At 30.5% G+C, this 24,183-nt stretch carries 21 protein-coding genes; 13 read left to right on the top strand and 8 right to left on the bottom strand.

Going from position 1 to position 24,183, the window contains the following annotated elements; translation table 11 throughout:
- Positions 1–2: 2 nt before the first annotated feature.
- The 7 genes from J2S72_RS05140 to rplA all read left to right on the top strand — a co-directional run bounded on the left by J2S72_RS05140 (position 3) and on the right by rplA (position 2,934).
- Complete coding sequence (locus J2S72_RS05140) at positions 3–338, top strand: ArsR/SmtB family transcription factor (protein WP_023055660.1); 336 nt, start codon at positions 3–5, stop codon at positions 336–338.
- Between the two features lie 37 nt (positions 339–375).
- Positions 376–606 (top strand): glutaredoxin family protein, encoded by a 231-nt coding sequence (locus tag J2S72_RS05135; protein WP_307495102.1) that lies wholly within the window; start codon positions 376–378, stop codon positions 604–606.
- Positions 607–797: 191 nt separating this feature from the next.
- Positions 798–947, top strand: a complete 150-nt coding sequence (rpmG, locus tag J2S72_RS05130; protein ID WP_036739506.1) for a 50S ribosomal protein L33 — start codon at positions 798–800, stop codon at positions 945–947.
- 10 nt (positions 948–957) lie between these two features.
- Positions 958–1,176 carry a preprotein translocase subunit SecE gene (secE, locus tag J2S72_RS05125; RefSeq protein WP_023055666.1) on the top strand — a complete coding sequence of 73 codons (219 nt, stop codon included), beginning with the start codon at positions 958–960 and terminating at the stop codon, positions 1,174–1,176.
- A gap of 1 nt (position 1,177) precedes the next feature.
- The gene (gene nusG / locus J2S72_RS05120; protein ID WP_023055652.1) at positions 1,178–1,717 is read left to right on the top strand and encodes a transcription termination/antitermination protein NusG; all 540 of its coding nucleotides are present in this window, start codon (positions 1,178–1,180) and stop codon (positions 1,715–1,717) included.
- 50 nt (positions 1,718–1,767) lie between these two features.
- The gene (gene rplK / locus J2S72_RS05115) at positions 1,768–2,193 is read left to right on the top strand and encodes a 50S ribosomal protein L11 (RefSeq protein WP_023055650.1); all 426 of its coding nucleotides are present in this window, start codon (positions 1,768–1,770) and stop codon (positions 2,191–2,193) included.
- Between the two features lie 39 nt (positions 2,194–2,232).
- Positions 2,233–2,934: a 50S ribosomal protein L1 gene (gene rplA, locus J2S72_RS05110; protein ID WP_307495101.1), complete on the top strand. Its 702-nt coding sequence runs from the start codon at positions 2,233–2,235 to the stop codon at positions 2,932–2,934.
- Positions 2,935–3,042: 108 nt separating this feature from the next.
- On the opposite strand, the gene J2S72_RS05105 is transcribed toward rplA, so the two are convergent.
- Genes J2S72_RS05105 through J2S72_RS05085 form a run of 5 tightly spaced genes read right to left on the bottom strand, consistent with a single transcriptional unit; the run spans position 3,043 to position 8,021 of the window.
- On the bottom strand, positions 3,043–4,134 hold the full coding sequence (locus J2S72_RS05105; protein WP_307495100.1) for a threonine synthase: 1,092 nt from the start codon (positions 4,132–4,134) through the stop codon (positions 3,043–3,045).
- A gap of 52 nt (positions 4,135–4,186) precedes the next feature.
- Entirely contained in the window at positions 4,187–5,284 is a 1,098-nt protein-coding gene (gene wecB / locus J2S72_RS05100) for a non-hydrolyzing UDP-N-acetylglucosamine 2-epimerase (protein WP_307495099.1), read from the bottom strand.
- The gene (locus J2S72_RS05095; RefSeq protein ID WP_023055668.1) at positions 5,281–6,327 is read right to left on the bottom strand and encodes a glycosyltransferase family 4 protein; all 1,047 of its coding nucleotides are present in this window, start codon (positions 6,325–6,327) and stop codon (positions 5,281–5,283) included. The genes wecB and J2S72_RS05095 overlap by 4 nt, the downstream gene beginning before the upstream one ends.
- An 8-nt stretch (positions 6,328–6,335) precedes the next feature.
- Positions 6,336–6,965 carry a uracil phosphoribosyltransferase gene (gene upp / locus J2S72_RS05090; protein ID WP_023055670.1) on the bottom strand — a complete coding sequence of 210 codons (630 nt, stop codon included), beginning with the start codon at positions 6,963–6,965 and terminating at the stop codon, positions 6,336–6,338.
- 9 nt (positions 6,966–6,974) lie between these two features.
- The gene (locus J2S72_RS05085) at positions 6,975–8,021 is read right to left on the bottom strand and encodes an L-threonylcarbamoyladenylate synthase (protein ID WP_307495098.1); all 1,047 of its coding nucleotides are present in this window, start codon (positions 8,019–8,021) and stop codon (positions 6,975–6,977) included.
- 545 nt (positions 8,022–8,566) lie between these two features.
- Between J2S72_RS05085 and J2S72_RS05080 the strand changes: the two genes are divergently transcribed.
- The 5 genes from J2S72_RS05080 (at position 8,567) to J2S72_RS05060 (ending at position 18,905) form a co-directional block, all read left to right on the top strand.
- Complete coding sequence (locus tag J2S72_RS05080) at positions 8,567–8,980, top strand: MaoC family dehydratase (protein ID WP_023055662.1); 414 nt, start codon at positions 8,567–8,569, stop codon at positions 8,978–8,980.
- 13 nt (positions 8,981–8,993) lie between these two features.
- Complete coding sequence (locus J2S72_RS05075; RefSeq protein WP_023055651.1) at positions 8,994–10,175, top strand: acetyl-CoA C-acetyltransferase; 1,182 nt, start codon at positions 8,994–8,996, stop codon at positions 10,173–10,175.
- 9 nt (positions 10,176–10,184) lie between these two features.
- Positions 10,185–10,967, top strand: coding sequence for an enoyl-CoA hydratase-related protein (locus J2S72_RS05070; protein ID WP_023055664.1), 783 nt, complete (start codon positions 10,185–10,187; stop codon positions 10,965–10,967).
- Positions 10,968–10,986: 19 nt separating this feature from the next.
- On the top strand, positions 10,987–11,829 hold the full coding sequence (locus J2S72_RS05065) for a 3-hydroxybutyryl-CoA dehydrogenase (RefSeq protein ID WP_023055648.1): 843 nt from the start codon (positions 10,987–10,989) through the stop codon (positions 11,827–11,829).
- 536 nt (positions 11,830–12,365) lie between these two features.
- A complete protein-coding gene (locus J2S72_RS05060) occupies positions 12,366–18,905 on the top strand; it encodes an S-layer homology domain-containing protein (RefSeq protein WP_307495097.1) in 6,540 nt (2,179 codons plus the stop codon).
- A 124-nt stretch (positions 18,906–19,029) separates the two neighbouring features.
- Here the strand turns inward: J2S72_RS05060 and J2S72_RS05055 are convergent, their stop codons facing one another.
- From J2S72_RS05055 to J2S72_RS05045, 3 genes are read right to left on the bottom strand one after another with little or no spacing between them, the layout of a single operon-like run.
- Positions 19,030–20,703, bottom strand: a complete 1,674-nt coding sequence (locus J2S72_RS05055) for a vWA domain-containing protein (RefSeq protein ID WP_307495096.1) — start codon at positions 20,701–20,703, stop codon at positions 19,030–19,032.
- The gene (locus tag J2S72_RS05050; RefSeq protein WP_023055644.1) at positions 20,700–21,614 is read right to left on the bottom strand and encodes an AAA family ATPase; all 915 of its coding nucleotides are present in this window, start codon (positions 21,612–21,614) and stop codon (positions 20,700–20,702) included. The genes J2S72_RS05055 and J2S72_RS05050 overlap by 4 nt, the downstream gene beginning before the upstream one ends.
- A 5-nt stretch (positions 21,615–21,619) precedes the next feature.
- Positions 21,620–22,570 (bottom strand): 2-hydroxyacid dehydrogenase family protein, encoded by a 951-nt coding sequence (locus J2S72_RS05045; protein WP_023055659.1) that lies wholly within the window; start codon positions 22,568–22,570, stop codon positions 21,620–21,622.
- A 128-nt stretch (positions 22,571–22,698) separates the two neighbouring features.
- Here J2S72_RS05045 and J2S72_RS05040 point away from each other — a divergent pair, with 128 nt between their 5' ends.
- On the top strand, positions 22,699–24,045 hold the full coding sequence (locus J2S72_RS05040; protein ID WP_023055654.1) for an MATE family efflux transporter: 1,347 nt from the start codon (positions 22,699–22,701) through the stop codon (positions 24,043–24,045).
- Positions 24,046–24,183: the final 138 nt, after the last annotated feature.

Raw genomic sequence — 24,183 nt, 5'->3', positions numbered from 1 at the left:
AATTGGAAAAAAATTTAAAAGAAAAAATAAATGAATTTTCACAAGATGAAAAAATGTTGAATCAACTTTCAGGTATTTTCAAAATACTTGGAGATCCTACAAGGCTTAGAATAATCTATGCTCTTTCTTTCGGACCCCAATGTGTATCAGATATAGCTGAACTTTTGGAAATGAGTCAATCTTCAATTTCCCATCAACTGTCTTTACTTAAATTTACAGACCTTGTTCAACTGAAAAAAGACGGAAGAAAAAATTATTATTCCCTTGATGATGAACATGTTTTAAGACTTTTTGAAGACGGTCACCAACATGTAAAACATAAAATAGTGAATAAATAAAAAATAAAAGGGTAAAAATAAAAATGGAGGTTATACTATGGATAAAGTAAAAGTTTATACTTCAAATACTTGCCCTTATTGCACAATGGCAAAAGAATATTTGAAGGACAGAAATATTGAATTTGAAGAAAAAAATGTTCAAACAGATAAGGAAGCAAGAAGTGAACTTATGAACATGGGTTACACTGGAGTTCCAGTAATAATTATTGATGGACAAGAAATCGTAGGCTTTGATAAAGCTAAACTTGATGAAATTTTGGACAAATAATAAAAAATAAAAATGCGAGCTTACCTTAAGCTCGTTTTTTTGTATTGAATTTTTGTAAAATATTATATTAAAACTTGCAAAACAATTAACTTTATAGTAAAATAGGCAAGTAAATTTAATAGGCAAATGCCAAAATTACAAGGGGCTTATAAATTAAGCCTTTTTATAAACCGTTTATGGAGGTGTTTTAGATGGCAGACCGCGTTGTTCTTGAGTGCACAGAGTGTAAACAAAGAAACTATGTAACGTATAAGAACAAAAAAACTAATACTGAAAGATTGGAAATGAAAAAGTATTGTAAGTTCTGTAAGAAACATACAAACCACAAGGAAACAAAATAAGGAGGATTTTATGGCACAACCTGCTGTTAAAAAAACAGAAGAAAAGAAAAGCGTAGGAAAATATTTACGTGGTGTTAAGTCCGAATTTAAAAAAGTTGTTTGGCCTACAAAAGACCAAGTAATTAAATATTCCATTGTTGTTATTGTTACAAGTATCATTACAGCTTTGATTCTTTCAGCTTATGATGAAGTAGTTTATTTCCTTATGAAACTTATTGTAGGTAAGTAGAATGTCAGAAGACTTAAATAGGGAAGATAAGGCTAAATGGTACGTAATCCACACTTATTCAGGTCATGAAAATAAAGTAAAGGCAAATATGGAAGCCATGGTGCAAAATAGAAAAATGGAAGATGTTATTTTTGACATCCAAGTGCCCATGGAAGAATATGTGGAGAAGAAAGATAACAAGGAAAAAGTAAAAGAGAGGAAATTATTCCCTTCTTATGTACTTGTTAAAATGATTATGAATGACGAATCCTGGTATCTTGTAAGAAATACAAGAGGTGTTACAGGATTTGTAGGGCCAGGATCAAAACCTGTTCCCCTTTCAGATGAAGAAGTTCTTGCACTTGGAGTTGCAGATAAAAAAGAATTTTTCGGAAATTATGAAGTGGGAGAAAATGTTAAAATTGTTTCAGGTCCCTTTAAAGACTTTGTGGGAGAAATAAGATCCATGTCTTATGACAAGGGCAAAGTTGAAGTAATCGTTTCAATGTTCGGAAGAGATACAAGCGTAGAACTTGATTTCAATCAAATTTTAAAGATTTAAAGAATGAAAAAAGTGGGAGGGTAACTCCGCTAAACCACAGGAGGTAAAAAATGGCAAAGAAAGTCATAGCGTTAGTAAAATTACAAATACCTGCAGGAAAGGCAACTCCGGCACCGCCGGTAGGTACTGCTCTTGGTCCTCATGGTGTTAACATTATGCAATTCACAAAAGAATTTAACGCAAAAACACAAGATCAAGCAGGAATGATTATTCCTGTAGTATTAACAGTATATCAAGACAGATCATTTACTTTTATAACTAAGACTCCACCAGCTGCAGTTTTAATTAAAAAGACTATCAATCTAAACTCAGGTTCAGGAGAACCTAACAAGAAAAAAGTTGGAAAAATTACAAAAGCACAACTTGAAGAAATTGCAAAGACAAAAATGCCTGATTTAAATGCGGCAAGTCTTGAATCAGCAGTTAGTATGATAGCAGGAACTGCAAGAAGTATGGGTGTTGAAGTTATTGATTAAGTGGGAGAAATTTTTCGCTAAAACCACAAGGAGGTAAATATGCCAAAAAGAGGAAAAAATTATTTAGAGAGCTTAAAATTATATGAAAAATCAAAATTATATGATGCTGAAGAAGCTCTTGAAATCGTACAAAAAACAGGAAAAGCAAAATTTGATGAAACAGTTGAACTTGCAATGAGACTTGGAGTAGATCCAAGACATGCCGATCAACAAGTAAGAGGTACAGTAGTACTTCCTAACGGTACAGGAAAAAGCATAAGAGTTCTTGTACTTGCAAAAGGACCTAAGGTTCAAGAAGCACTTGATGCAGGGGCTGATTATGCAGGTGGAGATGAATATGTAGAAAAAATTCAAAAAGAAAACTGGTTTGAATTTGATGTTGTTATAGCAACACCTGACATGATGGGCGTTGTAGGTAAAATCGGTAGAGTCTTAGGACCTAAGGGATTAATGCCTAACCCAAAATCAGGCACAGTTACTTTTGAAGTAGCAAAAGCGGTTAACGATACAAAAGCAGGTAAAATTGAATACCGTGTAGATAAAGCCGCTATTATTAATGTACCAATAGGAAAAGTTTCCTTCGGAACTGAAAAACTATCAGAAAACTTTAAGGCAATTGTTGCAGCAGTTATAAAGGCAAAACCAGCAGCTGCAAAGGGACGTTACCTAAGAAGCGTAACAATTTCCACAACAATGGGCCCTGGTATTAAAATAAACGGTCAAAAATTAATGGAAAACTAAAACACTTAAAAGGCACCTTAAAAGGTGTCTTTTTTTTTTACTTTTTTTACTTAAAGAAAAAATAAAAATGATTTTTACATAGAAAAAGCCATCAATCTTGATGGCTTTTTAGTGGTCTGATTTAAGTCCGGCACCGCACATGGGTATTAAAACTTCTTTAAGGGGACCAAAAGTTTCAATGTAATTTAAATAGCCGGCATAATTTGCAGCACTGGTGTGCTCACAATAAATTCCATTTTTAGCAAGAAAGTGCCTTGCCTCTAAAATTTTGTCCTCCCTTGCATGAATAAACTTAACCTTATATTTTTTAGCAAGCCTTAAAATCTCTTCATCTCTTTTAGGCTGACCAATTGCAATTCCTTCAGCAAAAGTTTTTTTAGGTTTAACTTCATAATAGCTATCCATATTTCTTTTTCTAGCCTGTAAAAGAGGATCACAGTTTTCCGATTGAACTCCTATAATGTTTGGAAATTTTTCAATAATACCGCTAGATAAAAGATCCTCAAGACCATAGATAATTCCTAAAAAAAGAGTTCCATTTCCCACAGGAACTAAAATATTTTCAGGAATTCTACCAAGTTCTTCATAAGTTTCATAAATATAAGTTTTAGTGCCTTCATAGAAAAAAGGATTATAGACATGATTTGCATAATAAATTTTTTCTTCCTTAACTTTTTTTCTAGCAGCATCAGCACAATTATCTCGAGAACCGGGAATAATATTTATTTTTGCTCCATGAGCTTTAATCATATTTATTTTTTGAGGAGAAGTTCCCTCGGGAACAAAAATTTCACACTGGATATTTGCCCTTGCACAGTAGGCTGCAACAGAATTTCCAGCATTTCCAGAGCTATCTTGAATTACTTTTTTTACACCGATGGATTTTGCATGAGAAATTAAAGCTGCTGCACCCCTGTCTTTAAAAGATAGGGTGGGCATAAAATAATCCATTTTTAATAAAACATTGTCATTTAATTTTACAATGGGACTTAAGCCCTCTCCAAGGCTTACAATTTGGTCTTCTTCCTTATTTGCCATAAAATTTATATAGCGAAAAATTGACCAATCATTTTTTTTAATCTTATTTAAATCAAACTTTTCTTTTTTGTATTTTAAATTAAAAAGTCCGCCACAAGAACAATTTGCTTCTAAAGTATCTATGGGGTAAATTTTATGACACTTACTACACTCAAATTCCATACTTCCTCCTAAATTATCTTCCTATAAAAATAGCTCCCTTAAGGAGCTTAAATTAATTTTCTTTTAAAATATCAACAATTTTTTTTGCCGCTTGTCCATCTCCATAAGGATTTACTGCATGGGCCATTTCTTTATAAACTTTTTCATCATATAATAAAGTTTTTACAGCCTCATAAACATTTTTATATTCAGTTCCCACAAGTTTTGCAGTACCTGAAATTACACCTTCCATTCTCTCTGTTTCATCCCTTACAACAATAACAGGTTTTCCAAGAGCAGGTGCCTCTTCCTGTATTCCTCCAGAATCAGTAACAATAAAAGAAACTTTTCCCATTAAATTTGAAAAAGGTAAGTAGTCAAGAGGCTCAATTAAATGAATTTTTTTATTATCTTTAAAAACACTTTTTGCAATTTGACGAACCTTGGGATTTAAATGAATAGGAAAAATTACTTGAGCATTTTCATCTTCATTTACTGCATCTAAAACAGCCTTAAAAATATTTTCCATAGGCTGTCCTAAATTTTCTCTTCTATGACAAGTCATAAGTATTATTTTTTTATTAAAATCAATTTCATTTAAAAGAGAATTTTCAAATTTATAATTTTTATCTACGGCATAATGAAGAGCATCAATTACAGTATTGCCTGTAATATAAATATTTTTATCGGAATAACCTTCCTTTAAAAGATTTTCTCTGTTTGCATTAGTGGGGCAAAAATTATAATCAGCAAGAACTGAAACAAGTTTTCTATTTGCTTCTTCAGGATAGGGGGAATGAAGATTAAAACTTCTAAGGCCCGCTTCCACATGACCGATTTTTACATTTTGGTAAAAAGCAGCAAGAGCTCCTGCAAAAACAGTAGTAGTATCTCCTTGAATTAGAAGAACACTTGGCTTGTAATCTTTTATTACGTCTTCAAGACCTATTAAAGATTTAGTTGTAATTTCTGTAAGACTTTGACCGGATTTAAAAATATTTAAATCGTAGTCGGGAACTATATTGAAAATTTTTAAAACCTGATCCAACATATCCCTATGTTGGGCAGTAACACAAACCTTTGAATCTATATTTTGCCTTTTAAGCTCTTTAACAATAGGAGCCATTTTAATAGCTTCAGGTCTTGTTCCGAAAACTGTTAGAACTTTCATTTTTCCTCCTTGTTTTTAAACATGCCCTTGGCATAGGCAAGTACAAATATAAATAAAATTATAATTACCGAACTTATTATGCCTATTATAGGATCGAAATCGCTTATTACATTTGCAAGAACTCCAAATATAATGGAAATTGTGTATAGAATTAAAACTGTCTGTCTTTGACTTAAACCTAAAGCCAATAACCTGTGGTGAAGATGACCCTTGTCAGCTTCTGAAATTTTTTTGCCAGATAAAAATCTTCTTATCATGGCAAAAGTCGTATCAAAAACAGGAACACCTAAAACTAAAACAGGGACAAAAATCGTAAGAGCAGTTGCATATTTCATTACTCCCTGAACAGAAATATATGAAAGCATAAAACCTAAAAATAAGGCTCCAGTATCTCCCATAAATATCTTTGCCGGATTAAAATTATAGGGCAAAAATCCAAGAGCTCCACCAGCAACAATAGCAGAAAGAAGGGCAACAGTAATTAAATCCATCTTTAAAGCTATAAACATAAGAGATAAGGCACAAATTCCACTTACACCAGCAGCAAGACCATCAAGACCGTCAATTAAATTGACAGTATTTGTAATTCCCACAATCCAAAAAATCGTAAGGGGTACTGAAAGATATTCAAGCCAAATTACATTTTCCATGTGGCTTAAAAAAGAACCCTTTAGAAAATTTGTAAAAAATTCAATTCTCGAGCCGCCTAAAACTAAAATAATAGCCGCAGAAATTTGAAACAATATTTTCATTTTTGGACTTAAGCCCACCTTATCATCAATTAAGCCTGAAATTAAAATGAGGCTTGAGGAAGCAATAAGATAAAAGAGATCTTTTTTGTCTCTTAAAAATATAAGAAGACAAATAATTACTCCAAGATAAATTGCAGTACCTCCTGCAAGGGGCATGGGCTTTTTGTGCATTCTTCTGTTATCTTTAGGTATATCCATAAAACCTAAAACCGGTGCAAGTTTAATTGCAACCGGCGTAAATAGTAAACTTATAATAAATGATATTAAAAAGGGTACAATAATTTTCTGCATTATTTCTCCTATTTTGTTCCGAAAATTCTATCTCCTGCATCACCAAGACCAGGTAAAATATATCCATGGTCATTTAGGCATCTGTCAACTGCTGCAAGATATAAATCAACATCTGGATGAGCTTCTTGAAAAGCTTTTATTCCTTCAGGTGCTCCAACAATGCAAACAGCCTTGATTGATTTTGCCCCAGAATTTTTAAGCTCCCTGACAGCTTCAATCAAAGAACCGCCCGTTGCAAGCATGGGATCAACTAAAATCATAGTTCTTTCTGAAATATCCTTGGGCATTTTGTTGTAATAAGTAACAGGTTTTAAAGTTTCGGGATCCCTATAAAGGCCTATATAACCAACTCTTGCTACAGGAACAAGGCTTAAAAATCCATCAACCATTCCAACGCCAGCTCTTAAAATAGGAACAATACCTAATTTTTTTCCGGAAATTTCTTTACCTATTGTTTTTTCAAGAGGAGTTTCAATTTCTATATCGCTAAGTTCTAAATCTCTTGTAACCTCATAGCCCATAAGAGTAGCAATTTCTTTTACCAACTCTCTAAACTCATGACTTGAAGTTTCTTTCTTTCTCATAATTGTAAGTTTGTGTTGTATCAAAGGGTGATCACATACTGTTAATTTACTCATAAAATCCTCCTATAAACCTAATGTAATTTTTCCACCACAAGCCTTTAAAAGCCTGTTCATAATTCCCGTACCTATACCTCTAAATTCAAAGCCCTCAGCATAAATTAAATCCACATTAAGCTCATCACACTCTCTTAAAGCATAGAACAAATTGTGGGCGATTTGAGGCATATTTTCTCTTGAGCCAAGGTTTATTACCTTATAAGCTCCAAGGTAGTCTTTTTGAGTCTCCTCCGTTGCCAAAACCGCAATTTTTTTGTCCGGTTGATCTTTAATTTTTTTATTAATAGTATTTACAATATTTTTTAAATTACCCGCAAAACAATAAGCCTCAGCCTTGGGAGCATAATGCTTATACTTTTGACCGGGAGACTTGGGAACTCTTTTATCATTTGCATCAATTGCAGTATTATCCGTTAAAACTGTTCCGACAGCATCTTCCAGCATTTCAAGAGTGATTCCACCAGGTCTTAAAATCATAGGCGGATCAACAGTAACATCAAGAACTGTAGACTCAATTCCCACATCAGTAAAACCGGAATCAACAATATAATCAACCTTTGAAAAAAGATCATCAATAACATGATTTGCATTAGTAGGAGAAGGCCTTCCTGAAGTATTAGCAGAAGGAGCTGCAACAGGAATGTCAGCTTCATTTAAAATTGCATTGGCAATTTTGTGAGAAGGCATCCTTATAGCAACAGTATCAAGACCTCCTGTAGCTTCATCAGGAACAAGATCACTTCTATTAAAAATCATAGTAAGAGGGCCAGGCCAAAATTTTTCCATACATTTTTTAGCGACTTCAGGAATTTCTCTAACAAGAGCCTCAAGCTGATCATTTCTTGCTATGTGTAAAATTAAAGGATTGTCGCTGGGACGACCCTTGGCAAGATAAATGTTCTTGCAAGTTTTCGGATTTAAACCGTCACCGCCTAAACCGTAAACAGTTTCTGTTGGAAAAACTACAAGTTTTCCATCTCTTAAAGCCTTTGCCGCAATTTTAATTTTTTCCAAATCATTTGGACTTTCAATTTTTAAAATTTTTGTTTTCATAATAACTCCTTGAGTATCTTCTGAAATTATATCACATTGAGCATAATCATTTAGGCATTTGTAGATAAAATTTAATAATTTTAATAGAAAATATATTTTTTATTTTTTACGCTTCACGTGAAGCATTTTTAAATTTATTCTTTATTTTTAAATTAAAATTCATTTTAAAATTTTTTAAATCCTTTTATTGTGAATAATCCTAAATTCTTGCCATAACCTTTATAAATCTTCTAGGAACCGGTTTATCGGCCCGTGTGTCTAGGTGGGAGGACAAATTCAATTTTTTTAATGAATAATCTAAATTTTATTAAAAGAACAAAACAATGATAAATATTTAACAAAAACTTGTTGAATATTATTAAAATGATTGTTATAATATAAACAAAGATTATTTTAATTAGTTTTTCTTTAATAAACCTTATGCTTTTCTAAAAAATTCAATTTTAAAATTAAGAAGAATTAAATTTAAAATTTTGTTTATCAATATGTTAATAGGGTAAAAATTTATTGGAAATGTGATGTATTTTATTAAGGAGGAATAAAAAGTGGGAAAGACGATTAGCCAAATAAAAATTGGTGATAAGGGTCAATTTGCAAAGACAATTTCCGAATCTGACGTATATCTTTATGCGGGAATAACTGGGGATTTAAATCCTGCTCATATTAATCAAATAAGTGCTGAGAAGACACCTTTTAAGAGCAGAATTGCCCATGGTATGTTGACGGTAGGTTTGGTATCGGCAGTTATAGGGACTCAACTTCCAGGGCCTGGCACAATTTATATGGCTCAAGAAATGAAGTTTACTGCTCCCGTTTATTTCGGTGATACCATTACCGCAACTTGTGAAGTTATTGAAATAATCAAAGAAAAAATTGTAAAATTACAAACAACTTGTACAAATCAAAAAGGAGAAGTTGTACTTGACGGAGTGGCTACTGTAATGCCACCAAGAGAATAATTAGGAGGTTTTAATGAGAAAAGTAGTTATAGCAAGTGCTGCAAGAACACCTGTAGGATCATTCGGAGGATCTTTAAAAACAGTTTCAGCTGTTGAACTCGGAATTATAGCAGCAAAAGAAGCAATGAAAAGAGCAAATGTTACACCTGATATGATTGATGAATCATATATAGGAAACGTACTTCAAGCAGGCCAAGGACAAAACGTTGCAAGACAAGTGGTTCTTGGTGCAGGAATCCCTTATACTAGCCCTGCAATGACAATTAATATTGTTTGTGGTTCAGGTTTAAGATCAGTTTCTTTAGCAGCTCAAATTATTTCCAATGGTGATGCTGATATTATACTTTGCGGTGGAACTGAATCAATGTCTTGTGCACCTTTCCTTCTTCCAAAGGAAAGATGGGGAGCAAGAATGGGAGATGGAAAAGTTGTTGATGAAATGATTAAAGACGGACTTTGGGAAGCTTTTAATGATTATCACATGGGAATGACAGCTGAAAATGTTGCTGAACAATTTAACATCACTCGTGAAAGACAAGATGAAATTGCAGTAATGAGTCAAAATAGAGCTGAAGAAGCAAGAAAAACAGGAAGATTTAAAGATGAAATAGTTCCTGTAGAAGTAAAGGGTCGTAAGGGAAAAGTTACTGTAGTTGAAGAAGATGAATACATTAAAGAAGGCGTAACTATGGAATCAATTTCTGGACTTAAACCAGCTTTCAAAAGAGATGGCGGTACAGTAACAGCTGCAAACGCATCAGGTATTAATGATGGAGCTGCTATGCTTGTTGTTATGAGCGAAGAAAAAGCTAAAGAACTTGGAATAGAACCTCTTGCAACTATAGTTTCTTATGCAACTGAAGGTGTTGATCCTAAGATAATGGGAACAGGACCTATACCTTCTTCAAGAAAAGCTCTTGAAAGAGCAGGCTTAAAAATTGAAGATATAGATTTAGTTGAAGCAAATGAAGCTTTTGCTGCTCAAGCAGGAGCTGTTATAAATGAACTTGGTCTTGATACAGATAAGACAAATGTAAATGGTGGAGCTATTGCAATTGGACACCCAATCGGAGCCAGTGGAGCAAGAATTTTAACTACTCTTCTTTATGAAATGAAAAAAAGAGATGCAAAAAGAGGACTTGCTACTCTTTGTATAGGCGGCGGTATGGGTACTGCTCTTATAGTTGAAAGATAAGGAGTAAATATGGATTACAAATATCTTTTAGTTGAAGATAAGGGTGATGGAGTAAAACTTGTTACCATCAACAAAGAGAAAAGCTTGAACGCTCTTAATTCTGAAGTTTTAAAAGAACTTTCAGATTGCTTTTTAAAATTGGATAAGTGCCAAGAAACAAAGGTTATTGTTTTAACAGGAGCAGGTAAGGCTTTTGTTGCAGGAGCTGATATTTCTGAAATGAGTCCACTTTCAGCAGCGGAAGGCTATGCTTTTGGAAAGCTGGGAATGGATGTATTTATGCAAGTTGAAAGAAATTCTAAACCTGTAATAGCAGCTGTAAATGGATTTGCTCTTGGTGGAGGATGTGAACTTTCTCTTTCTTGCGATATAAGACTTGCATCAACAAAAGCAAAATTCGGTCAACCTGAAGTAGGCCTTGGAATAACACCAGGTTTTGGTGGAACTCAAAGACTTATAAGAGCAGTTGGACCAGGAATGGCAAAGGAATTAATTTATACTGCAAACATTATAAACGCAGAAGAAGCTCTTAGAATAGGTCTTGTAAATCATATTTATGAGCCGGAAGAACTTTTAGATCAAGCAATTAAACTTGCAAAGACAATTGCTTCAAAGGCAAAACTTGCAGTTAAATATGCAAAGAGCGCAATAAACAACGGAATTCAAGCTGATATAGAAACTGGCATGGAAATTGAAAGAACTTCTTTCGGACTTTGTTTTGCAACAGAAGACCAAAAAGAAGGAATGAAAGCCTTTCTTGAAAAAAGAAATCCGGAATTTAAAAATAGATAATAAACTTAGGAGGTTTAAATTGAAAATAGCTGTAATAGGTTCAGGTACTATGGGAGCAGGAATCGCTCAAGTACTTGCAAGCCACCACGATGTAATAGTTAGGGATATAGATCCTAAAGCACTTGAAAGTGCATTGGCAAAAATTAAAAAAGGTTACGAAAAAAATGTAGCTAAAGAAAAAATGACTGAAGAAGAAAAAGATAAAGCTCTTAGCAGAATTAAAACTTCATCAGACATAAACGATATAAAAGATTGTGATCTTGTAATTGAAGCTGCAACTGAAAATCCAACAATAAAAAAAGCAATCTTTAAAGAACTTTGCGAAACTTGCGACAAGAAAACAATTCTTGCATCAAATACATCTTCACTTTCAATAACAGACATTGGAGCTGCAACAAAAAGACCAGATAAGGTAATTGGAATGCACTTTTTCAATCCAGTACCAGCAATGAAACTTATAGAAGTTATTTCAGGTCAATTAACAGATCCTAAAGTTAAAGATACAATAATAGAACTTTCAAAAGAAATAGGAAAAACACCTGTTGAAGTAGCAGAAGCTCCTGGCTTTGTAGTAAACAGAATTTTAATTCCTATGATTAATGAAGCAATAGGAATTTATGCAGAATCAATCGCATCAGCAGAAGATATTGACACTGCAATGAAACTTGGTGCAAACCATCCTATGGGACCTCTTGCTCTTGGAGATTTAATCGGACTTGATGTAGTACTTGCAATAATGGAAGTATTATACACTGAATTTGGTGACTCTAAATATAGACCACATACACTTTTAAAGAAAATGGTAAGAGCAGGTCTACTTGGAAGAAAAACAGGCAAAGGATTTTACGATTACAGTAAATAATTAAATAAAATTATTTTAAAATTTCACATTAACACAAAGACTCTATAATATTTTGAGAATAAAACCTCAAATGAAGATTATAGAGTCTTTGTTATTTTATAGAAAAATTAATATTTTCCTATTTTAAATTTCTATTCTTTTATGCAGGAGTGAAAATTTATAGGTCTAGTTTCCTAAAATTCTTTATTTCATATAATTAAATAAGATTTAGCTATTTTTATATGTTTTTGCTGCATAATACCTTATTTATAATCTGTGTGGTAAATATATTTGATTTTTTTATTAATTTAATAAAAGCAATTGAAATAAAGAGGGGTAAATAGTAAAATAAATCGATAATTTATCTCAAAATTTATTAAAAAATTTAATGAATATTTTGAGATAAATTTTAGATTTATTTATCTTTTACTACAGTAAATAAGAAGAGATAAAAAATAAGTTTTTAGATACTAATAATTATAATTAAATTTTAAAGATTATTTTTAATAAACTTCTAATGAAACTTTAGTAAAGAGAAAAAACGTTAAGGAGGATTTATGAAAAAAAATAAGAATTTTTCTAAAATTTTATCAATTTTATTATCAGTAATTGTTTTATTATCTGCATTTCCAGTATCAACTTTTGCAGATAATACAAAAAATTCAAGTGAATTTACTGATGTTTCTAAAAAACATTGGGCAGAAAAGGGAATTTCTAACTTAGTAAAAAAAGGAATATTAAAAGGCTATGGAGATAATAGATTTCTGCCAGATAATAAAATAAAAAGATCAGAATTTGTTAGCATACTAAATGAGTCGTTTGGTTTTCATAAAAAAGCAAATGTAAAATTTAATGATGTTGAAGTAGGTTCATGGTATTATGAAGGAATTTCAATTGCAGTGGGGGAAAATTACATATCTGGATACCCAGATGGATCTTTTAGACCAAATGCAAATATTACCAGGGCTGAAACGGCAATGTTACTTTATAAAATCTTTACCAATGAAAATAGTGAAGAGTTAAACAATAAAGAAGAGGAAAATAAAGTAGACTTAAAAGAAGACGTGCCATCATGGGCAAAAGATGCAATAAAATTTGTAATATCAAAAGGATATATGAAAGGCTACCCTGATGGAACTTTTAAAGTAAACAATTCCATTACAAGAGCGGAAGTTTGTAGCATAATCAACAGTGCCGATAATGTAATTAGTAAAATTAAAGAAAAAAAACAAGAAGATAAGAAAGAACAAAAAGAAGAAAAGAGTAAAGAAAAAACAAAAGCGCAGTTTAAAATACAATCAAATTCAGATAAGACTTTTGGATATGGCTCTAAAAACGATAGACCAAATACACCGAGTACACCGAGTACACCAAGTACACCAAATACAGAATCAAATCCTTTAGCAATAGGAGAAATCAATGAAAATTTTTATCTATTGGATTTAAGTAAGGTAGACAGTGAAGAAAAAGCAAAAGAAATTTTAAAAGAAAAATACCTATCCTCAGACAATTATTGCACAGGAAAAGTCTTTAAAGATAATAAAAAAGTGCTTTTATATGCTGAAAATCTTAAGGTGAAATGTGAAAAAATATCACAAATTCCAGAAACAATAGATGGAATTTACACAGATAAAAATGGAGAATTTGTATCTTGTAACGACAGATCAACTAGTGGGGATATTAGTCTTTTTGTTGGAAATGTTAAGCTTGATATGCCATTTAAGACAAGTAAATATGTTTTAGGACTTAAAGGAAATAAAATAGAAGGTGCTTTAGATTTACAAGGTGCTACAAGAAAAATAGATGGTTTAAATTTTTATTTAGAAAAACTTCCTGCAAAAAATATGATATATGCTTCAGCTATATCTCAATCAGGAACTGTTAAAGACAATATATCCGATCTTGAAATCACAAATAATAGTTTTTATTTTGGTACAAACACTATAGCAGCTAAGAATGCAATAAGAATAGTTACCAGCTTGGAAAAAGGATATTTAAAAATTAATAATAATACTGTTAATGGCTTGGGAGCAGATATTAATGGAAAAAATTATCAAAATGCAGCTATTTCAATTATAACAAGAACAAAAAATGGCACAGTAACAGAAATAAAGAATAATAAAATTTCTAATTATGGATATCATGGAATAGGTGCTACTGCTGACAAAGAAGCAAGTCTAAGTATAGAAAACAATATTTTAGAAGGTATTGGTCAAAATGGAATTGATATTTCTATGTTTGGAAGAGGAAAAGATATTAATGTTAAAGGAAATATTGTTTCAAAATATGGTTCAAAAAAAATAAAAGCTAAAAAAGACTTCTTTGGAAAAGAAGAAGAAATAACCAATAAATTTGAAGTAGGTCTTGGCATAAACTATATAGAAAATGTATATGGTGTAAAAATAAATGGCAAATATTATAGCGAACAGAAAAAATTTTTAGACGAATTATATAAAGCGAATACAATTGAATCTAAAGAGCAAAATGATAAGAATGAGGGTGTTTTAAATTGCACTCCTATATACTTGGGTCAGCCTTACAGATTTAAAAATCCAATAGAAGAAATTAATAAGGAAAATTCACGCTTACAAAATGAAGAATTAATAATCGTAAAAGATGATGATAAAGATTTAATTATTCCAGATAATAAGATAAAGGAAAAAACTGTTAAGTCTATTAAAATCGTTGGTAATGCTGGTGGAAAACTTGTATTAAATTCAAACCTTAAAATCACAGATAATTTAACCATTGATTTGCCAAATGCAATTTTGCAAAATAATGCAAATGTAGAAAAAGATAAAGTTCACATTATAAATATTAAGAATAGTGATTCATCTGAATTTTCAATAAAACCACAATTTACAAACCTTGTATTTAAAAATTCTGAGGATCTTCCAATAGAAATTTTAAATATTAAAAATAGCTTTGGTCAAGAAGTTACAAAAGAAAAATCTATTCTTACAAATAATGTCAAAGTGTTTGTTAATGGACAGGAAACAAAAGAAATCGAAATTGACGATAACAATGATAAAGTTATTATAAAAAAATCATTATTAAACACATTGACAAAAGCTTCAAGCATCAAATTGGAGTATACAGATGGGGCAAATGATGTTTCAAAAATAGAAAAATCTTTTGATCTATCTTTAACAAATGCATCCTCAATAAAGGCTCAATTTGAAAATAAAAATGTATTTACATTTTTTGAAAAATTTGCTCCAGATGAGGGAGTTAAAATAAAAATAACAGAAATTAAAGATGCAAGTGGAAAAGCACTGGAAATTTCAAAAGTTAATCTTAATAATTTAAAAGTAAAAGTATCATATCATGAAGCAAAAGCAAATGATTTAGCAATAAATGGAGATACAATAACAGTTAAAAAGTCATTTTTAGATACTATATTATCGTCAATTTATGGAAAAGAACAGGATATGGTTCTTTCGCTTAAGGATTTAGACAATAAAATTTTAGATGCAAAAACAAGTTTAAAAATAAGTGTTATAAACAATTCATCAGGACAAGCAGAAGCACTAAGTACTCTTACATTTACACAAAAAAATGCTCCAGCAGCAGGGATGATTTTTAAAATAGTTTCTCTTAAAAATTCTAAGGGTGAAAACTTAAAGGCAGATGAAATTGATTTAGAAAAATGTGTGGATGTTGAACCATTTCCTGTAGATTGGAAAGATGATAGCCTTGAAAAAACAGAAGATGGAACTATTAGGTTTAATAGAAAATATCTAACAATTGACAATGAAAATAAGACAGTAACTGTAAAAAAAGAATATCTTGATAAACTTCAAATAAATGATAAAGATACAGAATTTGGAACAAAACAAATTATTATTAAATACTTTGATGAAAAGAATGGAATTAACTTTAGAAGTGAAAAATTTATAATTCACATTAAAAAAGCTTTAAAAGCACTAAGCAATGAAACAAAAGTAAATTCAAATGTTTACAACATAAAAAATGACACAATAAATTCAGCTTCTAAAACCATTGACAATAAAACAAGTGTATCAGAATTTATTAAAAATATTTTAAAAGTAAATGAAAGACAAACTCTTCGTGTATATGAAGAAAAATATATTAAAAATAATTCAATAGATCAAGCTAATATTTATAATTACAAAAAATCTTATGAAAATATTAAAAAGGGTGATTATTTATTAGTTACAGCAGAAGATGGAAAGGCATTTAAAGCGTATAAAATTATTTTAAATAACGATGAGCAAGGGTCTTTAATTTCTATAAAAGATAGTGCAATAGTAACAAAACTTGGAACTACATTTGTAGAAATAGTAGAAAATACAGATTTTGAAAATTTGAAAAATGCTCTTACTATTGAAGAAGGAGCAAAGATTAGCATATTAGATCAGTCTGGCGTTGAAACAGAAAAAATAGATGACGGATATAAATTGATTGCTCAAAAAGATAATAGAACAGAAGAAAGAGTAATTAAAATAAAATATCTAAAAAAGACTTATCGTGCTTTAATTGTAGCAAATAGCGATTATGGAAATAAAAAATTGAATTTATTAGGACCAGTAAATGATAAAAAATTAATGAAAAAAGTTTTTGAAAATCAAGAAATAAATTCAAATAAATTTGATAAAATCCTTGTTGCTGAGAACGTTAAAAAAGCTGAATTTTTAGAAAAAATTAAAGAAGCTTTTAAAGGGGCAAGATCAAACGATGTAAGTTATTTATATTATTCTGGACATGGGAACAACGTTAATGGATTAAGCTATATTTGTACTGTAGATCCTATAAAGGATAAGGAATCACAAACACAAGCTTGGGTTAGTGTAAATGAATTAAGACAAGCCTTAGATTCAATACCTGGAACAAAAGTATTGATCTTAGACTCATGTAATGCAGGAGGCTTTATTGGTAAAAAAGTAGATGCAGAAACACAACCAACCCCAACAGCAAGTAGCTCAAGAACTTCATATGCATTTAATGAAAGTGTAAAAAGAGCTTTTAATACAACTAGTGACCGTTCAGTAGGATATCTTACAACAAATGAATATAAAGTTCTTACAGCAAGCTCAGAAGATGAATTTTCATTTGAAGATAAAAAAGAAGGGGTAGGTAAATTTACAAAAGTTTTAGCTCAAGTTGCAGGAATAAATGGAAATATAATTGGAGATATTGATAAGAATGGTAAGATTTCTCTTGAAGAAGCTTACAAATATCTTGAAGACAATGTAGTATATACATCCCATATTCAAGTATTTCCAAGAAATGACAGCTACACCCTATTTGAAGTTGGTAAGAATGCACAAGCTATGAGTAGCGATACAAAAATCTCTTCAGTAAAAAATTCGGAAAATAAAGATAATTTAATAATTTTTGACAAGGGAAATCAAAAATTAATAAAATCTGGAGCATTTGAAATCACAAATAAAGTAACCGTAGAAGAATTTTTGAAGAATATTAAAAAAGGACATGAAAATCAAGAATTAAATATTATAAAATATGATAATTCAACAAAAATTGTTAAGAAAGTTACAGATACTCTTGAAAAATTAGATATTTTAGAAGTTACAGCAGAAGATGGAACAAAGGCAACTTATATTATAACTGTAAAAGAAAATAAGAATAAGTCAGATATATTGACAATAACATCAAAAAAAGATGAAAGAGAAATTGCTTTTTATACAATTATACCAAGCAGAAAAACAATTTCTTCAAGTATTAAAAAAATTACTGACAAAACAAGCGTAAAAGACTTTTTATCAAATATTATAAAAGGTGATGATAGACAAACACTTAATGTAATTGATAAAAATCAAAGGATAAAAGGAGATACTGAATTTTTGGCAGTAGGCGATGTACTTCTTGTAAAAGCAGAAAATGGTTCTAAGATAGAATATACAATTAACCTTGAAGCTAAAAAATTGACCTTAGAATTTAAAGATGACGCTTTTAAACTTGAAGATATGGGAGGATTTTTAGGAATAAAGATTCTATCAAATAAGAAAAAACTTGATAATAATCTAAGCACAAAAGAATTTTTGGATCTTATTTCTAATAAAGAGGCCTTTTTAAACATTAAGCTAAATAGCGGAATAACTTATGAGCCTAAGAAAGATGATGAAAAATTAGAAAAGGGAGATTATCTATTAGTAAGCTTAAAGACAGGAGGATTTCCTCAAAGATATACGCTGATTGTAGAGGATGCAGTTCTTATTAGGCCAGGAGAAATTTCTAAAATAAATTTTGGAGATAGTTTTGTAGTAGACCACACTAATAGAAAGATTTCTTCAGGAAAGGTAAAGTTAACAACAGACTTAACCCTTGGTCAATTTTTAAGTTATTTAACAAATCGTAATGAATTTAAATCACTTAAAATAAAAGGTTTAAAAGAAACTGATAAATTAAAAGAAAAATCTATTTTACGTATTATTGCCAAAAATGATACTAAAAATAGAACACAAACTTATGATTTAATTTTTTCAAAAGATGTTTCAGATCCAAATAAGGAAATAGAAGCAGATTTTGGAAATGATTTTGAAATAGCAAAAGAAGCCTTAGTTTCAAAAATTAAATCTAAGAATACAAAAATCACGTCTAAAATGACAGTTAATGAATTTTTGTCAAAATTAAAAAATAAGGATAGATTTTCAGAAGTAGAAATAAAAAGAGGTTGGGATTTATTAAAGGAGACAGATACTCTAAAAGATGGAGATAAATTGCAACTTACATTTAAAAAATCAAATTCTAGTCTTTCTGTTAGTGAAACAAAAACCTATACTATTGAACTTTACAAAGGAACTCCCTTAAATGCACCTAATTTTGCCGGAGTTTATGAAATTGGAAAAATTAAGAAGAATGAAATTATATCAGGAACTGAAAAACTAACTTCAGACATTAAGGTTAAAGATTTTATATCAAAAATAAGAAATGCTTCAGATTATGACAGCATAAAAATTCAAAAAGCATATGAAGATAATTTTAAAAATGATGAAGACACAATAGAAAGTGATGACACTTTAATTTTGAAAAAAGGAGATAAAGAAGCAAAATATTTTCTAAGAAATGTTGAAAGTTCTGGGATAAGTGTAAATGATTTAGATGATATAGATTAGATTTTAATTTATAAAATATAAGAATTAAATCTAAATTAAATATACTTTATAATTTATTAATTAAAATTAATTTAGGGACGAGTATAATTTAGCTCGTCCCTTTTTATTGTGCAAATTAAATTTTTCAGCTTTTATAAATTAATTGAAAGATTTTTTTTCTGATATAATCTGCTCCCAAACTTGTAATATTTTCCAAGTTTTCTATATAGACGTAGTCTCCGTAAATTTTTTTTGCATTTTCAAGATTTTCTTTTCTTCCAGTTATTAAGGCGCAGATTTCTATTCCAGAGTTTTTGAGTTTAAAAACTTCTTTTGCGGTGTCATCAGAGCCAACTATACCGTAATCAGCCTTTATTTTTGAATTGTACCTTAAATCATCGGGGTTTGCATCAGTAACTATAATTAATAATTTTTTTGATTTTTTCTGATCCAACAAAAATTTTACTCCCCTTAGGGCAAAACCGTCTCTGTTGTAACCTGCAGCAAAATAATTAAAGATACCCTTGGAATTTTTATCATCATAGTCCTTTAAAATATTTATAACTGTGTAAGAATATAGGGTTGAAAAACTCATTACTCTAAGAGGGATTCCAGATTTTCTTAAGGATTCACTAAGCATATAAACCTGAGATGCATGTAAATTTACATCAAACAAGCGGGAAGCAGACCCGTCCATTAAAATATCAACGGAAAAATTTGGACTTTGTTTGTAGGTAAAGTTTCTAAAAATTTTTTCGTCGGATAAAATTTTTCCCTTCCAGGCAAGAGTTCCATCTAAAACTCCATATCTATTTAAAATTTCCTCATCTCTTTTACTTAGAATAAGGGTTGATGAAAATTTCCTTTGAAGTTTTCTAATACCTGAATCTACAAGGAGTTTATTTTGAACAAAATATTCCTTGTTGTCTAAGATTTGAGATTTTATGGAGTCGATTTGAGAAAGAATGTTTCTGTTTTTAGATAAGTTTGATTCTTCTCTTTTTGTAAAGTAAAGGTGAAGCCCTTCGTTAATATCGCAGGAAAGGTGCCTTTCTATATCAAGTTCAGTATTTTTATCAAAGATCGATTTACCAAAAACTCTTTCTATATATTCTCTATTATCATTTTTTGAACTTTTTAAAAGTCCTCTTCCTGAGCTTTGCTTTTTCCCGGAAACATCAAGAGAACTTGTCCTTTCAACAGTAAAACCTGAGGCTTCTTTTGAAAAGTTTTTTATTTTAAAGGGAAGTTTGATCTTTAATTTATGTTTTTTATTTAAGGAAAATTTAAAAAAAACTACAAAGGCATTTAAAAGTCTTTCTTTTAAGATTTCTTTTTCCAAAAATTCTCCAGGATTTAAAATCTTATAAAGTTCGTTTTCTTTTTTTGTTAAAAAAAATTTTCTTTCTAAAATTTCAGCCTTTCTCTTATAGATCATGGAATAGACAAAGTGATCCCAAAGGGCGATTTTTTTCCTTGCAAGGTCATTGGAAAGGTCTAAGAAATTTTCCGCTTCATCTCTTCTTATTTCCCACAAAACTGGTCTTGATTTAATTTCTTTTTCATAGACTGAACTTTCTAAAATAAGCCAAGCTAAATTATCATATCTATTTGCATTTTCATCATCTTTCCAGAGGTTAAAAAGTTCTTCCAAAAAACTTTTCCCATAATACTTGTAAGAAAGACCTATAATTGTGTTTAGATATAAATTTACCTTGCCCTTAAAGTCCATTGATTTATAAAAGGGCTCATATTTATAAGAGCCCCATGCATTCCATATAATATTGTACGCTCTACGAGTGTCACCGAAGACAATCATTTAAACAGCTCCTCTGAATTTAAGTTTTTTGGAATTCTAAGACTTAAAGCATCAAAGATTAGATTTTTTTCGTATTGGTCAAAACTTTTGTTTGTAATGAACATATTCAAAGCTTTTAAGGGAGAAAGTCCCAGTTTCATAAGATCTATTGCATCTATTAAGCCTCTTAAATCCAAAACTGAAAAGGAAATTTCACCTGCATCACATTTATTTTTAAGTTCCATAAATAAATCTACAAATTGACTTGTGTATTTTTCCTTTAGATCTGTAAATTCATTAGATAAAAGTTTAAATAAATTTTCTTTTGAAATCGTGGGCATTTTTATTACTGCAAACCTTGAAAGAAGGGCTTCGTTTAAATCTCTTGTTCCTTGATAACCATAGTTCATTGTTCCTATAAATCTTGTGGCAGGAGAAAGTTTTATTCTATCATAACCAGGCACGTCAATTATTCTTCTGTAGTCCAAAACTGAGTGGAGAACTGAAAGAGCTTCATTTTTTGCCATATTAATTTCATCTAAGACACAAAATCCGCCGTTGACTGCGCTTAAATAAACTGGACCCGGTCTAAAGAGAACTTGATTATTTTTAAAAGTATCTGATCCTATTAAAGAGTTGGCATCAGTGTTAACGTGAAAAGAAACGTTCCATAGGGGCCTTAGAAATAATTCTGAAAGGTTTTCAGCAAGAACATTTTTTCCTGTAGATTTCTCTCCAACTAAAAGTAAGTTTTTTCCTGCAATAAGAGCTGAAAGAGCTTGATCCCACACATCTTTTCCATAATATTTAAAGTGGCTTTTTCCTATACGATTTTCATATTCTAGATTTTTTTCGTATTTCTCTTTAAATTCTTCAACTTTTTTTATTAAATTTTCATTTATCTTTTCTTGATTTAAAAAATCTCTGTTCATAATATTTATTTTATAAGATTATTTCTTGGAATTTTTCCGGCATTAAGGTCATCTATATTGTCAAGAGCAGTGTGGCCCATTTCAAGTCTTGCTTCAAAAGTTGCATTGCCAAGATGGGGACACAAAATAAGATTTTTTGCATCTTTTAATTCTTGAGAAATCTTAGGTTCAAATTCATATACATCAAGGGCTGCTCCTGCAATTTCACCACTGTTTAAAGCTTCAATTAAGGCCTTTTCATCTACAAGAGGTCCACGAGCTGCATTTATTAAATAGGCACTTTTTTTCATCATTTGGAATTGATCTTTACTTATCATATGTTTAAGTTCTGGAGCAAAGGCAGTGTGAAGGGAAAGAAAATCTGAATTTTTAATTACTTCTTCTTCCGGAAGATATTTTACATTTAAACTTTCTATATCTTCCTTTCTATGTCTTGAATAATAAATTACATTCATTTCAAAAGCCAAAGCTCTTTTAGCAAGATTTTTTCCTATATTTCCCATTCCTATTATGCCAAGAGTTTTGCCTCTTAATTCATGACCTAAGAAAAATGTAGGTCTCCATCCTAAAAAGCCTCCTTGTCTTGAGCATCTTTCTCCGGGAATTAAATTTTTTGCCAGAGCGAGCATAAGGGTAAAAGTAAGTTCTGCGGTGGAAACTGCTGATGAAGGAGCAGGAGCATTTGTTACATAAATTCCCTTTTCTTTTGCTGCATTGAGGTCTATGTTGTCGTAGCCTGCACCGTAATTAGCAATAAGTTTTAAATTTTTACCTGCATCTATTATTTCCTTGTCAATTTTATCGCTTAAAGGACAAAGTAAGACTTGGGCATCTTTTATTTTATTTATTATTTCTTCTTTGCTTAGAGGTTTTTCCGAATCATGATAAATTAAATCATATTTATTTAATCTTTCTAAAACTTCTTGAGGCACTCTACTTGTTACAAATATTCTCATTTTCTTCCTCCTTAAAAATTTTATAAGTAATCTTCATCTCCATTATACACTTAAAACAATAAACATTGACATTTAAATTCATATTGTATAGAGTATTTTATGAAAATTTAAAGCAAAAGGAGTAAGTTATGGTTGAAAATAAAATGGGATATAAGCCAATAGGAAGGCTTTTAATTGAAGTTTCATTTCCTCTTATGATTTCCATGTTCATACAGGCCCTTTATAACATTGTAGATTCATATTTTGTAATGCAATATAGTGAAGATGCTTTTACTGCAGTTTCACTTGCTTTTCCCCTGCAAAATATAATGATAGGAGTTGCAGTTGGAACAGGCGTTGGACTTAATGCACTTCTTTCCAGATCTCTTGGAGAAAAAAATTATAGTTTGGTAAATAAAAGTGCAGAAAACGGTCTTTTTTTGTCATTAATTTACTCTATTTTATTTGCTATTTTCGGAATATTTTTATCAAGGTTTTATTTTGAAGTTCAAATTAATGATAAAAACATAATAAATTTAGGAGAGGCTTATGTAAGAACCGTTACAATTTTTTCTTTTGGAGTTTTTATTCAAATTTTTATGGAGAGAATTTTACAATCAACGGGCAAAAGTCTTTTAACTATGGTAACTCAAGGAATAGGTGCAATTATAAATATAATCTTGGATCCAATTTTAATTTTCGGTCGCTATGGTATGCCTAATATGGGAATTACAGGAGCTGCAGCTGCAACTGTCATCGGTCAAACTATAGGAATGACAATAGGAATTTTTCTTCACCACAAGTTCAATAAAGAAGTTAGAATCAAGGGGATTAGGCCAGATAAAAAAGTAATTTTTAAAATTTATCAAGTAGGCTTTCCATCAATTATTCTTACAACCTTATTTTCTCTTTCCATTTCTATTTACAATAGGATTTTAAATACTTTTTCTTCAACAGCAGTTTCTGCTTTGGGAGCATATTTTAAGCTGCAAAGTTTTATTTTTATGCCTATTTTTGGATTAAATAACGGAATGGTTCCTATAGTTGCCTATAATTATGGGGCGAGAAAAAAAGAAAGATGTATAAAAACTTTTAAGATTGCTCTTTTTACAGGACTTTTAATAATGCTTATAGGAATCTTAATTTTTCAATTTTATTCAGGTTTTATTTTAAAAGATATTTATAAAGTTTCCGATAATTTATATAAAGTTGCCGTTCCCGCTTTAAAAACAATAAGTTTTTGCTTTTTGTTTGTGGGCTATAACATAATTATCGGATCACTTTTCCAAGCTTTGGGAAATGGAATTTTAACAATGTTTGGAGTTTTTGTAAGACAATTTTTGGGTCTTCTTCCAACTGCATATTTACTTTCCAGAACTGGAGTCCTTGAAAATGTATGGTGGTCTTTTATAATTGCAGAATTTTTAGGAGTAATATATTTTTCATATTTTCTTAAAAAATTTGCCCTGCCTAAAATCAATAATTTAGAAGCCTAAATATTGCTTTTATTTAAAGGATATTGTATTATAAGGGAGAAATAATAAGGAGGAAGAAATGGCTAAACAACATTTTGAAAGAACCAAACCACACGTAAATATAGGAACAATAGGACACGTAGACCACGGTAAAACAAC

It is taken from the genome of Peptoniphilus koenoeneniae (assembly GCF_030812875.1).
Taxonomy (GTDB): Bacteria; Bacillota; Clostridia; order Tissierellales; family Peptoniphilaceae; genus Peptoniphilus_B; species Peptoniphilus_B koenoeneniae.
This window is presented reverse-complemented; position numbering and strand designations above follow the sequence as displayed.

What these genes read in the sequence shown, in the direction of transcription:
- J2S72_RS05135 (WP_307495102.1), top strand. Translation starts at nt 376, where the DNA reads ATGGATAAAGTAAAAGTTTATACTTCAAATACTTGCCCTTATTGCACA.
- rpmG (WP_036739506.1), top strand. Translation starts at nt 798, where the DNA reads ATGGCAGACCGCGTTGTTCTTGAGTGCACAGAGTGTAAACAAAGAAAC.
- secE (WP_023055666.1), top strand. Translation starts at nt 958, where the DNA reads ATGGCACAACCTGCTGTTAAAAAAACAGAAGAAAAGAAAAGCGTAGGA.
- nusG (WP_023055652.1), top strand. Translation starts at nt 1,178, where the DNA reads ATGTCAGAAGACTTAAATAGGGAAGATAAGGCTAAATGGTACGTAATC.
- rplK (WP_023055650.1), top strand. Translation starts at nt 1,768, where the DNA reads ATGGCAAAGAAAGTCATAGCGTTAGTAAAATTACAAATACCTGCAGGA.
- rplA (WP_307495101.1), top strand. Translation starts at nt 2,233, where the DNA reads ATGCCAAAAAGAGGAAAAAATTATTTAGAGAGCTTAAAATTATATGAA.
- J2S72_RS05105 (WP_307495100.1), bottom strand. Translation starts at nt 4,134, where the DNA reads ATGGAATTTGAGTGTAGTAAGTGTCATAAAATTTACCCCATAGATACT.
- wecB (WP_307495099.1), bottom strand. Translation starts at nt 5,284, where the DNA reads ATGAAAGTTCTAACAGTTTTCGGAACAAGACCTGAAGCTATTAAAATG.
- J2S72_RS05095 (WP_023055668.1), bottom strand. Translation starts at nt 6,327, where the DNA reads ATGCAGAAAATTATTGTACCCTTTTTAATATCATTTATTATAAGTTTA.
- upp (WP_023055670.1), bottom strand. Translation starts at nt 6,965, where the DNA reads ATGAGTAAATTAACAGTATGTGATCACCCTTTGATACAACACAAACTT.
- J2S72_RS05085 (WP_307495098.1), bottom strand. Translation starts at nt 8,021, where the DNA reads ATGAAAACAAAAATTTTAAAAATTGAAAGTCCAAATGATTTGGAAAAA.
- J2S72_RS05075 (WP_023055651.1), top strand. Translation starts at nt 8,994, where the DNA reads ATGAGAAAAGTAGTTATAGCAAGTGCTGCAAGAACACCTGTAGGATCA.
- J2S72_RS05070 (WP_023055664.1), top strand. Translation starts at nt 10,185, where the DNA reads ATGGATTACAAATATCTTTTAGTTGAAGATAAGGGTGATGGAGTAAAA.
- J2S72_RS05060 (WP_307495097.1), top strand. Translation starts at nt 12,366, where the DNA reads ATGAAAAAAAATAAGAATTTTTCTAAAATTTTATCAATTTTATTATCA.
- J2S72_RS05055 (WP_307495096.1), bottom strand. Translation starts at nt 20,703, where the DNA reads ATGATTGTCTTCGGTGACACTCGTAGAGCGTACAATATTATATGGAAT.
- J2S72_RS05050 (WP_023055644.1), bottom strand. Translation starts at nt 21,614, where the DNA reads ATGAACAGAGATTTTTTAAATCAAGAAAAGATAAATGAAAATTTAATA.
- J2S72_RS05045 (WP_023055659.1), bottom strand. Translation starts at nt 22,570, where the DNA reads ATGAGAATATTTGTAACAAGTAGAGTGCCTCAAGAAGTTTTAGAAAGA.
- J2S72_RS05040 (WP_023055654.1), top strand. Translation starts at nt 22,699, where the DNA reads ATGGTTGAAAATAAAATGGGATATAAGCCAATAGGAAGGCTTTTAATT.